General features: G+C 46.3%; 6 protein-coding genes. All 6 read right to left on the minus strand.

Features of this window, described 5'->3' with window-relative positions; translation table 11 throughout:
- Positions 1-2: 2 nt before the first annotated feature.
- The 6 genes from LDX50_RS02290 to LDX50_RS02315 all read right to left on the minus strand — a co-directional run bounded on the left by LDX50_RS02290 (position 3) and on the right by LDX50_RS02315 (position 14,656).
- On the minus strand, positions 3-1,427 hold the full coding sequence (locus LDX50_RS02290) for a SusD/RagB family nutrient-binding outer membrane lipoprotein (RefSeq protein ID WP_225696784.1): 1,425 nt from the start codon (positions 1,425-1,427) through the stop codon (positions 3-5).
- A gap of 11 nt (positions 1,428-1,438) precedes the next feature.
- Positions 1,439-4,597, minus strand: a complete 3,159-nt coding sequence (locus LDX50_RS02295; protein WP_225696785.1) for a SusC/RagA family TonB-linked outer membrane protein — start codon at positions 4,595-4,597, stop codon at positions 1,439-1,441.
- Positions 4,598-4,856: 259 nt separating this feature from the next.
- Complete coding sequence (locus LDX50_RS02300; RefSeq protein WP_225696786.1) at positions 4,857-5,486, minus strand: response regulator transcription factor; 630 nt, start codon at positions 5,484-5,486, stop codon at positions 4,857-4,859.
- Positions 5,483-8,512 (minus strand): sensor histidine kinase, encoded by a 3,030-nt coding sequence (locus LDX50_RS02305; protein ID WP_225696787.1) that lies wholly within the window; start codon positions 8,510-8,512, stop codon positions 5,483-5,485. Before LDX50_RS02305 ends, LDX50_RS02300 begins: the two co-directional genes overlap by 4 nt.
- A 64-nt stretch (positions 8,513-8,576) precedes the next feature.
- Positions 8,577-13,589 (minus strand): putative type IX secretion system sortase PorU2, encoded by a 5,013-nt coding sequence (porU2, locus tag LDX50_RS02310; protein ID WP_225696788.1) that lies wholly within the window; start codon positions 13,587-13,589, stop codon positions 8,577-8,579.
- Positions 13,586-14,656 (minus strand): putative type IX sorting system protein PorV2, encoded by a 1,071-nt coding sequence (locus tag LDX50_RS02315; protein WP_225696789.1) that lies wholly within the window; start codon positions 14,654-14,656, stop codon positions 13,586-13,588. Before LDX50_RS02315 ends, porU2 begins: the two co-directional genes overlap by 4 nt.
- Between the last annotated feature and the right edge of the window lie 204 nt (positions 14,657-14,860).

Here is a 14,860-nt window from a genome sequence, read left to right on the forward strand (position 1 = left end):
TATTAGTCTACATCCCACCAAACAGGATCGATCAGTTGCGATTGATTTTCAAGGTTCGGATTGGATGATAATTCATTGGAAGAATACAGCAAACGAACAGGTATGGAACCATCCGGGGTCCCTGGTGTCGTACTGGGAATGAGCTGCGGATATCCGGTCCGGCGCCAGTCATTGAAGGCCTCCACACCATTAGCCAAATTGGAAACCCATTTATCCCGCATCACAATGCTCAGCCTTTCCTCATCGCTGCCTGCTGCATCATAGGCCGCAAGTCGCGTAGAAATATAGGCGGCAGCTTCCCCGTCAGACACACCTGCTTCACCCAGTGCTGCCGCCATAGCATCTTCAAAATATGCCCGGGCATCACCATTGGTCCCCAATGTAATGGCAGCTTCAGCCAGATAAAACTGTTGTGTATAATAGGTATAAAGCCGTTGTGATGCCTCTCCGTTATCCCCTACCGGAAATGTTCCAAGCACAGCACGCTGCGCCAGCAAGGGAGGGGCTGCTGTTCCGCCATTATCGTAGCCAAGATAATCTCCCTGGCCCTGGTCCTTGAAATACACATCCAGACGGGGATCGCTGGTGGCCTTTAGTGAATCTATAAAACGCTGACTGATGGCAATATCTCCTGGCCGGCGATTAAACGCAAAGTCATACAATGGGTGCTGATTTCCATTAGTAGTTCCGAATGGCACACTGAAATTATCGCCATTACCTTCCAGTAATTCACCCTCTGCAATCAGGGCATTAATCGCTGCGGCTGCTCCCGAAGCGTTTATCTTTCGCTGCTGAATCCAGAACTTGAGCTGTAGTGATTTCGCCAGCCGAAGCCATTGATCAACACTGCCTCCATATACCAGATCACTGGCACCGGGATTTACACCCAGGTCTGAAGAACCAAGATCGGTTACTGCCGATTCGAGCATTGAAATTACACCGCCGTAGATATTTTCCTGCGAATCAAATTCCGGGGCAACGATATCGATGTCCTGAAGGCTTTGAGAGAAAGGAATATCCCCGTACAGATCGGTAGTCAGACCAAACAGGAAAGCACCCTGGATTTTGGCTATCGCACCAAAGAAAACGTCTCCGTTCTCCGCAGAAATATCCTCGATCTTCTTCAGATCCTGAAGTGCTCCGGCATAGATTCCCAGCCAAACATTGTCGGCCTCCGTCCCGTTGAAAAAATATGTATCGTAAGACAAAAGCTGATTATTTGTCCCTGCCAGGTGTTGCACAATGGCAAGTGTCTGCAAATTCAAATCTTTACCCAGGATAAATGCAGTGTTCACCTGTGTTGCCGGTAAAATCCGGTCGGGCGTTACTTCCACAGGATTATTCGGGTCGTTATTGATGTCCAGCCAATCATTACACGCTGTTAATGTTAACACGCTGAACAGGAGTATTATATATTTACTTTTCATAATCATCATGCTTAAAAAGTGAACTTCAGATTGATACCATAATTCACCAGACCAGGCGATGAATTCCATTCAAGGCCCCTTGCCAGCGCTCCGGGAGCATTAGCTACTTCCGGATCAATATGCCCGCCAAGATTTGGTGCATATGTCCACAGGTTTCTTGCTGAAAGTGACACATCGAAGGTCTTAAAAGGTGTATTGGAAAGAATTGCAGAAGGTAATGAATACCCGAGCGTAATTTCCCTCAGCCGTACATAGGAGGCATCGAATATGGATCCTTCAAAGAAAGCTCCGTTCACACTTCTCCAATATGTCTGTGCATCCACCTGAATGTTATTCGCGATCTTATTTCCGGCATCATCCAGAATGAAATCGCCAGATGCATCAACAAGAACACCTGGTATCACACGGGGGTCCTCACGGTCGACACCGGTTTCCTCAAGTGATCCCAACCCGCCGGCAAAACCGATTGTGTTAGACCATATATCTCCACCTTTTTGAATGTCAAACTGAAAGCCAAGGCGTATCCCTTTCCAGCTTAACTTGTTGATCAGCGAGGCATTCCAGTCGGGGTTTGGATCACCAATCACACTAAACTCCGTTGAATTAAACAGCTGACCACGGTTTACACCCGTTCCGAGAACCAGGAGTTCGCCCGTTTCAGGGTCACGCGCATACGGACTACCACGGAACACACCCAGTGGTTCACCCACAACGGCGCTGGATTCTGCCCCGGTAAAGCCCGACAGGAATGTGGCGTCAAGCCCCTCTGCAAGTTCATTTACCTTATTTCGGTTTCGGGAGAAATTCACAATCGCTTCCCAACGAACAGGCCCATTCTGAAGAATCTGACCACTTAACACCGCTTCAAAGCCCTTGTTGGTGATAGAACCCGCATTAGTCACATAGCTCGTATATCCTGTACTCACAGGAAGCTGAAGGAACAATATCTGATCCTTGGTTTCCTGATCGTAGTATGTCAGATCCACATTGAAACGGTTATTCAGCAATCCAAGTGTAAGGCCGAATTCAATCGATGATGTTTCTTCCGGTTTAAGGTTATCATTACCCAGGATATTGCTCTGGGTAAATGCCGCAGTCCCCTGGAATGGGAAATTGATGGAACCCGTATTATTTCCAAGACTTGGAACCACATAGGTCGTTGTCGTCAGGAAAGGAGTGGCATCGTTACCTACTGTTGCATAGGCTGCCTTGATCTTTCCAAATGACAGAAAGTCGCTCGTTATTCCCAACGCATCTGTAAAAATGAGAGTACCACTGATGCTGGGGTAGAAAAAGCTGTTGTTGGCAAGCGGCAGGGTTGATGACCAGTCATTTCGTCCTGTCACATTCAGATAAGCCCAATCCTTGTAACCCAGTGTCACATCTGCGAAAACTCCCATCAGGCGGCGGTTCGACCATACCCCGTTCCTGGGGTCAACCGTCACCGTCTCTGTATTCAGAATATTGTTGATTCCGGGTGTCGTGATACCAGCGCCCTGAACGATAAAACGATCTCTCTTGGTACTGTTCAGGTTATGACCCAGTGTTACAGACAAATTGAAGTCTTCATTCAGGTCTTTGTTCGCCGATAAGAGTAGTGTCGACTCGTATAGCCGGAACGTCAATTCATCCTGAATAATCAATCCATCATTGAAACGTGAACTTCCCCTGGCATAGACTTCCTTACGGTTTTCACCATTCACATCAAACCCAAACTGGTAGCTTAGTGACAGCCAGTCGGTGAAGTCATATCCCAGCTTGATGTTTCCAAGAAACCTGTCAACCTCATTAGTGGCCGGGTTATTCTTGGCTGACCAGAGCGGATGGTCGGTGGATGAATACCAGTTCTGTGTGCCATCCGGATTCAGATAGGGCCGGCCATTCAGGTCATAGCTGCGTGGAATACTCGGCAGCAGGAAGAATACTGAAGATCCGTTATTACCCTGAGGCGATCCCAGAATTTGAGTGTTGATGTACTGGAAGCTTCCACTGAGCAGCACCTTACCCAAAAATTCGGTAGTTCCGGCCAGTCGGATATTAGTTCGGTTCAGATCAGACTCCGGAATAATTCCACTCTGATCTGTTCGCCCTACCGAAACTATAAATCCGGACGCACCATTGCTGCCTGAAAATTCAATATTATTATTCCACAGGTATCCGTCATTGAAAAAATCCCTTACGTTATCCGGGTAATTCACGTAAGCCACCCTGTTTCCGTTATGATCCGTGATCGAATCATTTGGAATGGCACCAAAAGGACGACCCCATGAATTTGAAGAGAACGGAGAGTGATGTCGGAAGGATAACCCCTGTCCGTAGTCATTCTGATAGTTAGGCAGGATATTTACCCGTGAAACGTTGAACGATGAAGTCACCGCTACCGATGTACCCTGTAGTCCGGACGGCCGTTTCGTGGTTATAACTATTGCTCCATTCGCGGCACGAATACCATAGAGAGCTGCTGCTGCAGGCCCTTTCAGAACGGTTATTTCGGCAATATCCTCGGGATTTATATCGAATCCCCGACTACCGCCAATGGAACCACTTCCAAAAACCTCTGCTGATCCGGATCCAACATCCCCGCGCACAAAATCATTATCGATCGGAATACCATCCACGACAATCAGCGGTGAGTTACGGCTGTTTCCCGCCAGAGATGTTGCACCCCGTATGAGAATGGTTGCACCACCCCCTGGAGCTCCGGAGTTCTGGTTTATGGTGAGACCCGCAACCTTGCCCTGGAGTGATTCAAATACGTTGTTTGTGCTCTTTTGCGATAACGCCTCACCGTCCACTTCCTGAACGCTGTATCCCAGTGAGCGCTGTTCACGTTCAATACCTGCTGCCGTGACAATAACTTCACTCAGCTGCTTGGTATCAGTCGCCATCTGGATATCCAGCTGAGTGCGGTTGTTTAGAGGTATTTCCTGTGTGGCCAGACCAATAAACGAGTAAACAAGGGTCACATTCCCATTGGGAACAGTAATCCGATAATTTCCATCTATATCGGTAACTGTACCCTGAGTAGTCCCTTTTACAACCACATTAACACCCGGAAGCGGTGCACCATCATCCGACGATGTCACCTTACCGGACACTTCCTGCTGTGCCATCACGACCGACGGTATGAGCAACAGCAAAAAGAAGGAAAGGAGTAAATTCTTCTTCATAGGGTTTGAGTTAAGTTAAAAATCAGCTTCACATGCCTCCGATCAGCCGCGGGGAATAACCTCGCAGAAATAACGGAACCAGCTTAACTCAAATGTCACGAATGCGGGAACAGGATAAATCCCCCAAACAGCTTGAATTTTCAGTTAAAAAAATACCCTGTTGAACGATTATGGGGGATTTTGATCCCCTGATGAGAATAAAAAAGGGGGTATAACATCTGAAAATTCAGAATTATACCCCCTCCCTTTTGGGTGAAAATTAAATAAGTTTATCGCGTGTTGCCTTGGCAATGGCCTCCGACTTGCTGTTCACCTGCAACTTGGCATATATATTTTTAATATGTGATTTAGCGGTCTCTTTCGTTATGAACAGATCCCTGGCAATCATACTGTAGCTCTTACCCTGTGCCAGCAACTCCAGCACCTCGGTCTCCCGGGCAGAAATAGGCGAATTCGGATTTTTTTGAAATGATTTTACCACCATTTTGGCGATATTCGACGTCATCGGCGCACCACCCTGGATCAATTCCTTTATGGCATTCAGCAACTCGGTATGATTGGTATTCTTGGTAATATACCCTGTAGCCCCTGCACATAATGCCTGGAATACCAGTTCACTGTTTTCGTAGATGGTATTCACCAATATATCAATCGATGGGTTCAGCTTTTTGATTGCGGCAATGGCTTCAATTCCACTCATACCGGGTAATTCAAGATCCATCAGGATCACATCGGGCTTGTCCTTTTTCAAATTCCTGATGGAATCTTCTGCATTATCGTAACTGTTGACTACATAATAATTACTGATGCTGTTAATGATCAGGGAAAAACCCTCGCGTACCACATCGTTATCCTCTACAATTACAATCCTTGACCTAAAGTAATTCATCGTGTTGTTGTTTTGTTGAAAAATTTCTTGACCACTCCGTTTCGCTTTTCGCGTGGCAACCGGGCTCTGAATTGCACAATCGTACCGGTCCCTTCTGATGGAGTGAGAAACTCAAGCTCACAGCCGATCTGCCCAGCGCGAACTTTCATATTTTTCAATCCGTAACCCTTACCGGTTTGATCTGCCGCAATTCCCTTCCCGTTATCCCTACAGTTAATTACGAATCCACCGGATTTAGGTTCCATATCCAGGTGAACTTCACTGGCCTGCGAATGTTTAAGCGTATTGGTCATTGTTTCTTTGAATATCAAAACTATTTGCCGGCTCCATCCCGAAGGTAATGGTATGTCATCACTTACCGTGCCTTTGATATCAGCATAGAAGATGATAGGAGTATTGTCAAACAGTTCTTCTCCAAAATCCTTGATATAGGTATATACCTTTCCCAGGTGATCGCTGTCGGGATCCATAGACCAGATAAAATCCTTGGTTCCGGTAAAAAGTGTTTTGGTATGTTTCTCAATATTATGAAGCAAATGATCAATCTCATCGGTTCGGTTCTGAAGCTTCAGACTGATCAGGTTTGCATACATTGTGATACTCGCAATCTGATTTCCCATGTTATCATGAAAATCCCGGGCCATTCTTTTGCGAACCTTCGTGAGTTCCTCCTGCCGGATCTTCTCAATAGTAAGAATCTTATTCAGGTTTGCGCGAACCCGGTAGTTGTTGTATAAGGAAATCATCACTATGAAATACAAAATAACAATACCAAAAAACCAGGGGCGTTGCCAAAATGGCGGAACGATGGAAAAGGCGAAAACGGCCGGTTCCTTCGTCCAGACCCCGTCGCTGTTTGCCGCCATTACCTCAAACTGGTAATCCCCGGGTGACAGATTGGTATAGGATGCCTGGTTGTTTGTGGTGACAGCCGACCACTCATTCTTCAGGCCGACCATTCTGAATTTATACTGAACCTCATTCGGATTTCGGAGGCTGTTTCCAAAGAAACTGATCGCCAGGTTATTGTTTGTATGGGAGAGGTTGAGGTCTGCAGGTACATTATGCCATGAACCCACCGAATCTGTGTATTCCGTCCAGTCTACATCATCATAAATCAGCTGAACCCCCGAAATATAAACGATCGGTTCATTTTTGTTCACCCTGATTTTATCGGGTTGATAGCGGAATAATTCACGTCGCGTTCCAAACCATATGCTACCATCGGAATCCCTGTACACCGCATGCGGCAGTGTTTGAAGATTATTGAACCCTTCGATCCGCTGAAAGGTTTTTATCCGCTCAACTTCCAGGTTTTCGTCAAGATCAATGCGGTCGATTCCACGCTCCGTGCCAACCACAATATCGTTGGCCTGTTCATCATAGATCAGGTTGTAGATCAGGTTGGAATTCAATCCGTTTTCATCGGAATAACCTGAAACATTTCCTGTTTCATGATCTACACGGATAATACCATGTCCGGAATAACCAATCCAGTAATTTCCCAGGGCATCTTCAAACGCTGTATTCACCCGATTACTGAATATCGAGGGGTCATTAAATCCTTGTTGAATCCTGCCATTTTCAAAGAAATTAAATCCCTCCCTGGTTACAATCAGGATCCTTCCGGGTTCTGGTTCAGAAATGGTCCAGATGATGTTATCATACAAGCCATCATCGGTGGTATAGTTTGTGAAACTACTGCCGTCCCATCGTGCCAACCCCTCCCCGCTTCCGATCCACATGTTGTTTTCAGAATCATGAAAGAGGAAACGGATACCCAGTAATTCAAGACCTTCATTTTCTCCAATATCCCTGAAGGAAACCCCGTCATAAATGATCAAGCCGGCACTCAGCGTGCCAAACCACAGATTTCCCTTTTCATCGGTTTCCGCTGCCGAAATATATGTATTGGATAAACCTGAATCCTTTTCATAAAGGATGAAATCGTTTCCATCATATTTCACAATGCCTCCACCATAGGTACCCAGCCAATAATTACCATCGAGATCACGTGTTATCGCATTAACCGGATGCCCGGTAAGTCCGTGTTCAATACCAAAACGAACAAATGATTCACTGGCCAGCTCATACAGACCTTCCCCATCAGTGCCAAACCAGATATTGCCCTCCCGGTCGGTGAATAAAGTATTCACTGCAGCATCTGTAAAGCCTTCCCTGGAAGTAAATTCACGCAACTCACCTTCCCTGTAGTTAAAAATTCCGGACGACGTTACCATCCAGATATCCCTGTCGTTCATTACCCGAATCTTCTTTATAAAGATGTTGTTCAGGGCGGGTACTGTGCGGATTTCAGGCTCGGTTTGCTGAATATCATAAAAGTAGATGCCACGGTTTGTGCCTATCCAGAGGGTGTCATTATGATTAAAAATTGAAAGTACATAGCCTCCCAGTTCCTGGTTGCTGATGACCTCCTCGAATTTTTCACCGTGGAAGGAAAGTAATCCCTGGATTGAAGAAACAAGCCAGATCCTACCACTTGCATCCTGGTTAATGGCAATAATATTATCATTGAAGGACGCTCGCGGATAGGAATAGAATTGAAGTTCAAGTGAAACGCCATCTACCCGTCCGAAATGACCCCCAAAGGCGGCAAACCAAATATGCCCTTCCTGGTCTTCAAAAAGTGTCTGTACGGAATTATTCTCATCCTTCTGATCGATCCGGTAGTTCCTGAAAGACTTGCCGTCATACATCGAAATTCCCTCAGCCGTTGCAGCCCAGACCCTTCCTGTACGATCCACAAGAACAGATCGCACATAATTGCTGGCAAGTCCATCCTTGATCGTAATATTACTGAACTCAACACCATTGAATTTTGACAGTCCGCCACCCAGGGTAGCAATCCACAAATTACCATATGAGTCTTCACAGATATCGGTGACTTTATCATGGACAAGTCCGTCGGCAATGCTAAAATTCATGAAGTTGAAGGACTGCGAATATGTATTCACAGCGAGCGTCACCCAAATAAGGGTAATAATACATCCGGCAGTCGCTTTCATCCTTAAAATATGTTTCCTGGTGAGAATTTACAACGAAAATAAATTTCACCCAATCTGGGGGAGATCAGCGCAGGATATAGATCTTTCCAAAGCCTTTTTTAAAGGCCTTGTCGCCAGCGGTTTCCCTGTGTTCAAGGTCACCGGCACCCGACTGAATCAATACGCGGTATAAATAAACGCCATTTGCCAGCTGATCACCAAACTCATCCCGTCCATCCCAGGCATATTCGGTAAGATTATGACCGATACGGATCGGGCCGAGCTCATCCTGTGTGATTTCCCGTACCACTTTGCCCGTCACAGTCATGATCTGAATCTTAATCCCTTCCGGAATTGTGGCACCTGTTAGTGTAAATACAAAACGGGTATTTGTAGAAAAAGGATTCGGATATGGATAAAAGTTCGTGATGGTTGATTCATTGATTACCTCGAAATTTATTTCATACGCCTCATCCCCGGCGAAATTACCCGATGCGTCCGCCGCCTGAACACGGAACCCATACAGGCCATCTTCCAGAATCCCGGGCCGGTATTCGATTGAAAAGGGCTTCTCTGCTGTGGCAGGGGACCAGGTCACCGCACTGGAAGAAAATGTAACATTCTGATAGGTACATCCCTCACAAGGCTGTTTCAGTGCAAGGGAAATATTGGTTGTATCCGTTTTCAGAAGGAACTCATTCTCATCCAGTAGTTTTACCGAGATCAATGGATTGGGAGATACTATATCACCATCCATGATATATTCGCCATCGAAGACCACGTCGATCAACGGATTGATATTATCCTGGCCTACAAGAATATATCCCCGCTCATCAAACTGGTTATTGTCATAATACTGCTCCGGTTCAATTTGAGGATTTACACGAACACTGTAGTCAAGTAACCCGGTCTGGCCGGCTGTTTGTGTTACTATATTGAAAAAGGTTGTATCACCCGGCAGTGGTGCCTTGATCCTGGTGAATTCTTCAAAACCCTGCTGCTGCGTCCTGTTAAATATACTATATCTAACTGTGAGTGAATCACTGAACGTTCTTTCAGAAATATTCACGAATCCGAATACATTTTCTATCACTGCGCCCTCCTGAACCTCAACCTGTGGTTTTCGCACATCCCGCGCAATCAGAAGCCCCTCAGGGACACCTTCATACGACACCTGCCATCGTACTAATTCAGGAGTAGTACGATCCTGAAGGTCTTCCAGATCAGCCCTTAGCTTCAGATAAGGATAATTGGCGGCATCAACCGAAGTGAGATCTACGGGCGACATATCCAGGTCCGCAAGTAATTGGGTTTCCTGCCCGCCCAGCGACACACCAATCAGGTCAATCTGTATTTTATCTTCACCCTTCAGCTTGTTAAAAAATGAAAGATCTCCCCAACTGCTGGCCGGACCAATCTGTGCCGTCTGTATCACGGCCTTATCAAGTATTCCCGTAATTACCGCTTCATGGAACAGTTCCTGATCAATCACTGGCGCAGTAGTGGCACGATAGACCTCTGCTGTGCCGGGTGCAGCACCTTTTCGACCGATTACAATCACTGCTTCCCCATTTGTCCACGATGATATTTCTGTTGCCGTCAAACCGATATCTGCCAGCGCCGCCTGTACGCCTGCAGAAAAAAGACTGTAATTCACCTGCCCGATATTGAAGAAGGAAACAATGTTACCATCATCGATCCCATTGATATAGTCCACCACTCCACCAGTCGCCAGATTAATCTGCGCACCGCTAAAGCTGTTAATAACCAGCGGCTGTCGACCGCATGTTCGTGAATCGGTTACAGGCAGGGGCAAACCAAGGTACGCAAATGCCGTATTTCTGTTGAACGCAATGAAATTCAAGGTATTATCCCGGCAGAACTGATTCTGAACCATGTATTCAATGCCATCGATCGTGACAGATACCTGCTCGTTGGTAAGGGGATTTCCAGCCCCAGCGGTCAAAACATTATAAGCCGACGTTGAAGAAATGAAATCGAGTTTCTGCCGACTGTCGTCACGGCTCAACCCTTCGATGATATCCTCATCGAACTGATGATAAACCCGTTGGGTCCATCCCTCAGGCCCGTTATTAATATAACTGAAGGAACTCACGTCCCAGTCATCACTTTCATCAGGAGCCGGATCGTTATAACGGGATCTCCAGAAAAACGTTACGCTGTCGGCATTCCCTGTGGGTAAAATTCCAGGATCCCAGGTAGCCAGGAGCTTACCCGAAATAACGGCCGTTCGTTTGATCGGACTGTTAAAAGTTCTTGCGGTATCCAGTTCGAATGCATATAAACGTTCTTCAGATAGCGGATCTGTTGACTGGGCGATAAGGCGGACGTCTGTTGAACTGTTGATAGAAAAATCAACCGGGAATACATTGCGGGTAGCAAATGTTGGAATGAATAACTGGAGAATTCCTGTATTGTTGTTTTCGTTCAGTTCATCCAGCTCATCGGGATAATCAATCACGACCGAAAACAGATTATTGCCACCGGCCGATGCAAAGCCGTTTGGAATGAGAACCCGCAGGGTATCCTGGAAATACACCGGCGCAAAAACCGAATCATAGGAAAGAACTGAATTATCAGGCAATGTGCGCGTCACACGTACCGCAATGGAATCGTTATAGGTCTTACCAAAATTTCGGGTAATAATATTCATGATCAATTCAGGCGTTCGGCTGGTTACAGGTGCCCCATCGGATGCCTCAATGAATAACTGGTTGCTGTTGGTTTCATAGTCAGGCTTTTGCGCTCCAAAGATGGATGCAGCAGGGTCACCGAGCAGAACCATTTGCTGCACTTGTGTAATGGTAAGCGGCGATTCCGCTGTAATATTCATATACCGCCGTGCCACTTCCTGCTGAACGTTCCCGATTGGTTTATTAAAATAAAGTGAGTCCCCAAATGCCGTCTGATAGAAAATATCCGAATAACGACGGAGTGCATATTGAAATCCGAATGAGCTGTGGGCGATAAATCCGATGGCACCCAGGTTACGGCTGGTGATCCAATCCTCCCCAAATACAATATCGGACGCAAAAAACTGGCCTGCCTGACACCCATTTACAAGGAACATGGGATATTTATCGGGGTTATTATATCCAAAATTAGGATCCGTCACAAACCCGATATCAATGTCGGTCACCGACGGGGCCGAATGCCCGAAAAATGTCACAAATCCAAGTCCCGAGTTGATCTCTTCATTGATGTTGATCTCAAATTCGAGATCAAGCCTGTCCTTCTGAATCGTTTGAACATCTCCTCCAAGATAGATATCTTCCGCCACGGCTGCGAACCCATCCATAAAGCTCCTGAACACGAGTAATTCGGTAGCCGAGATCCCTCCGCTCAGATGCAGGAGTCTTTTTCTGAACAAATCATCAAATGGCTGAGATTCCATTGCGATTACCTTTTCGAGGTAGGCAGCCACATCCAGGGATGTATTGGCTGGCAGTCTTCCGGTGGCCACGGCTGCTTCGTAGGTGGTCCCGGCAAGTCCTGCGGTAAAAGCGACATCTGCTCCGGGTGTACCGGCAGTGGGTACAAGGTCACGAATCTGATAGGTACGGCCATTGTCATCCTTGGTCACCTGAAAAAATCCATTCGGATTACGATAAAAATTTTGCTGGGGCTCAAGTCCCTTCCCGGCCAGGAAAAGATATTCAGGCCGGCCTTCAGCCACCAACTTCTTCATGAAATTATAAACCGCAAGCGGTGTGGTTTCCCCATAGCTGAATTGGTCAAACAACTCACGGACATTCACGATCATCGTATCATACCCCCCTCCGGCCTCACTCGCCCTGTAGGTTCCGTATGATTTTACGGGATCCTCATAGCCTAGTGCCGGTGAACGCAAAAAGGAATTTGTTATAATGATGTAATTGGCAGATTGCGGATCCAGTCGACGCATTTTAGCAGGACGTACAAATACAGGCCTGAAATTAGATGTAAGCAAAAGTGTACGTTCAGCCGAGGCATTCTGAACTATCGCATTGATCCCGGATGCGGTACGATTGAACCGGACAATTTCCACGTTTGCAGGATCAGTTACATCAAACATTTCAGAGCCATCAGGAACATTTGCTATCTCTACGTAGGCCTTCGTTCCGGAAGTGGCCGTGAACCGGAACTTACGCTGACCGGCATTTCTCATGTCGGGAGCCCTTGCATAAGAAACACGGGCATAGGAAAGGCTTACCAGGTCATCCTCGCCGCTAACCCCCCGGCAGAATACTGTGATTACCAAATCCCCGGAAGCGGAAAAATCACTCACTAAAAGCGGTGCGGTAATCATTCTTGATTCGTAATCAGCGAAAGTCACAGAACCCAGATTTCGCTGCGATGCGGCTGTAGGGCCGGCACTGATCTCCACTACATGTGTTTCATTATCCCTGCCGGTAATGAGAACTTCCAGTGACGGGACAAGATCAGGACGAGGATCCTGGATTCCACTTACTGAATATAGTACATTCTGACCTTCCTGAATAACCCTTCCCGTCCATCCTTCACCCTGATCAAAGGCCGTAAGGCGTGTTACATCACGCGAATTGAACCGTCGCCCGGGGGCATAGTCATCGGTGATAATACGGCTCAACTCATCCCTGGCATAGTTTTCTGCAGGAAGGTTCGACGTATTATTCTCCTTGTACGCCCGCATGCGCTTACCCTGTTCAAGCGGTGAGAGAGTATAAGTTAAAAAGTAGGCGGTGGAATCAGAAAAGATATTATAAAGTTTGTGGGGCTGAAAAGTGCTCGGGGAATATAAATTTGCATCCAGCGTCCCATCATTTTTGGTTCCATAAAATTCAATAAAGTCGGTGGGATTGAAAACCGCATCCGCCTGTCCCTCCACGTATATAGCCACCTGCGTTCCACGGTGATAGAGCTGAATTCTTCTGGGATCAAGGGATGTCACCGGGAAGCCTGCCAATTCCAGATCGGTATACGAAATTCTGTAAATCCCCTCTTCAGCGGTTTGAATGCGCCAGTATTGCTTATTGTAATCGATCCATTCATCACCATAGGGCTGAGCAAAAACTGAAATACCAGTCAGAATGAACGCTATAATACCGATGCACCTCATTTTTTATCGAATCGAATTGAAATGGAAAACACATGGGAATAAAGCGACTCTGCCTGATTTCCGATATCGGTGAGTGCATAATCGATCTGCACGTTGTTCAGGCGGGCACCTACTCCGAAATTAGGTTGATAGCTGGCATATGTTGAACCGTCGAAATCCTTTATTTGCTGATAATCCCCAACGCCGAGCCGAAGGAATGCAGTTTGTTTGTAGCCAACTTCTACACCCAGGGCCGGATCAATCGAGATGGGGTCCGATTTAATGAGTGTATTTCTCTTACCGTCGAAAGTAGTTATGAAATCGGCCGAAACCAACAGGCTGAAATTGGACAGATCGAAATTCCTTGCTACTCCAAGTATCATTTTAGGCAAGGTGATCTCAACAGAATTCTGGGGTATTTCATTGCCGGTTTGCGTATAAATGCTGGTTACCAGTTCAGCATTGTGCGACCATGCGTTGAATGTACCGGTGATATCCTGAAGCATTACACCGAATTGCCAGCCGCCCGTTTTATACTGCGCACCCAGGTCAATTCCAAATCCCCATGCACTGGCAAAATCCCCGGCGATACGATGTATGACTTTCACATTGGCTCCCAGCTGAAGATTATTCCATTGGGGGATACGCCGTGCATAGCTGAGCAGAAAGGCATAATCCGCAGCAGAGAAAAACCTTATTCGGTCATAGTTAATCGCTCCATTCGCATCATATAAAAAACGCGTATCGGGGATATCATCCACGCCGAATCGGATCACCGACGCGGCGAATGTACTCAAGGAATCCACACGAATTCCAAACCCCGCATAATCGTACTTGGCAATCCCTGCAAAATATTCAGCATGCATCAGCGATACCTGGAAATCCCCGGTCATAGCTGTAAGCCCCGCCGGGTTCCAGTATGCGGAAGTTATGTCTCCAACATGGGCAGTCTGACTTCCCGACATTGCCAGTCCGCGTGCCCCTACACCAATAGAAAGAAATTCATTGCTGTATTTGGGGGTATTGTCCTGACCGGATGCCAGTAAAGGAATGGAGAGAACCAGGAATAAAAATAAATGCTTCCGCATGTGAAAACCGCACAGTCTTTAATGTAAATATATCAATATTTCACAGATCATTACTACAAAGATATCGTCAGTCTCACGTCAATTCAGGGATTTTTTTTCATCGTCACCTCCCCTCAATTCATTGATTTTATATAACTATTACAATTTATAATATAATCTTTCGAATAAAATACAATACAAGCTAATTTTTTTTACTTAGTACTT

The organism is Fulvivirga sedimenti, assembly GCF_020328055.1.